This is a genomic window from Thalassolituus sp. UBA2009 (genome assembly GCF_002335285.1).
Taxonomy (GTDB): Bacteria; Pseudomonadota; Gammaproteobacteria; order Pseudomonadales; family Oceanobacteraceae; genus Venatoribacter; species Venatoribacter alkanivorans.
The window spans coordinates 1-1,707 of record NZ_DDCJ01000058.1; the positions used below are offsets into that span (position 1 = coordinate 1).

1 protein-coding gene and 1 pseudogene are annotated in these 1,707 nt (G+C 53.5%); both read right to left on the reverse strand.

Features of this window, described 5'->3' with window-relative positions:
- Window positions 1-779 (reverse strand): annotated as a pseudogene (locus B3P58_RS06035) (GTPase); the annotation flags it as partial.
- Between the two features lie 133 nt (window positions 780-912).
- The coding region (epmB, locus tag B3P58_RS06040) for an EF-P beta-lysylation protein EpmB (protein ID WP_286716500.1) at window positions 913-1,707 on the reverse strand (795 nt) is incomplete at its 5' end.

Here is a 1,707-nt window from a genome sequence, read left to right on the forward strand (position 1 = left end):
CCCGGACGATCACGGTGCAGGTTAATAATAAACAGAGCGCTCTCATCGTCGGCGGCAGACAGAGAAGCAGATTCCGCCCACAGCTCGCTGGCATCGTACAGTTGAGCCAGATCTTGCTGGCGCAGGTTATTAGGCTTGGCGGTTCCTAGCAGGTGAGCGCGGATATACACATCCTGAATGGTGGATGTGGATAAAAAACGGGTCTGGCGGTCACTGACTTTATAGGTCAGCAACTTGTGCATTTCTGCCAGCAGATAAAGCTGGTTGATCTCCAGCCAGGCGTGCTCCGGCGGCTGACAATACAGCTGGAAAGCACGCAGTATGGTTTGGTTGGTATCGGATATCGCGCGGTGGATCGCCAGCGTAACCACTTTGGAGGGCTTGTCTGCCGGGGCAACACGGCTGATGCTGTGCGCCACAACCATCTTATAACCGGTGGCCAGATGTCCCTGCAGCGCCTGACTGAGATTGGCGATTTTCAGCTGTTTATCGTTCAGTGATATGGACGATTGCAGAAAGTGTTTATTCAGCAGGGTGCAGATGGAATAGATGTAAGGACGCACCACTTCCAGCACTTTAAAGCGCAGCAACGGGTCGGTGTTCCATTGATTCAGCTCGCGGATAGCCTGATATAACTGACGTGCAGCTTCACCGGTGTTGGCCATAGGTAATTCTTTGGCCCACTGGGTAACGCCCTCAACATTACCCGCACAAAATGATGGCTGCGCGAGAGGCGTTGTCGGTATGTGCAGTTTTATCGGTGTTTTCGGGCTTTCCATGCAATCCTGCTGTGATTAAACCAAAGTTTTTCATCCGGCGGATTTTTGCCGAACCTCATACACAGTATAGCGACTTTGCCGTAAGTGCATGTGATTCATAGCAAAAGCCTACTTCCTTATAGGCAATATCCGTTTACCTGTCGAGGTTGATTGGGGACTTGTTCGCTTTGCCTGCTTCCTCGCGAACCAGGCGTGGAACCAGGTATCCGGGTAATTCAGCCAGCAGTTGCCGGTACAAAAACACGGCCTCCTGCTCGCTGATATCAAAGTGATGAGCCCCCCGGACTGAATCAAGCAGGTGAAGGTAATAAGGCAGCACCCCAAATTCAAACAACCGTTCGCTTAAATCAGACAGAATACCGAGCGTGTTGTTCACTTTTCTCAGCAATACGGCTTGGTTCAGCAGGGTAACACCGCTCTGACGCAGTGCCTGTAATGGCAGGCGCAGGGCGTCACTGAGTTCGGTTGGATGATTGATATGCAGAACCATGCTGACCTGCAGACGGCTGTTGCTCAGCAGGCTTTGCAGTGCCGGGGTCAGACGCTGCGGAATCACGACTGGCAGGCGACTGTGAATGCGCAGACGGCGTACATGCGGAATGGCTTCTATCAGGGTAACCAGTTCCTGCAGGGCATCATCCTGCAGCAGTAAAGGATCGCCGCCACTGAGGATCACTTCGCTGATGCTGCTATCCGTCGCGACATAATTCAGCGCTTCTGCCCACTGCTTGCGGCTGATGCGGTTGTCGCCATAGGCAAAGTGGCGGCGGAAACAATAGCGGCAGTTAACGGCACAACCGCTGGTGGCCAGCAGCAGTACCCGGCCGCGGTATTTGTGAATAATCCCTGGCTGGATATTGGTGTCTTTTTCCGCCAGTGGGTCGGTGATATAGCCCGGCCGGTGTTCGTTTTCCGTTGCCTGCGGCAG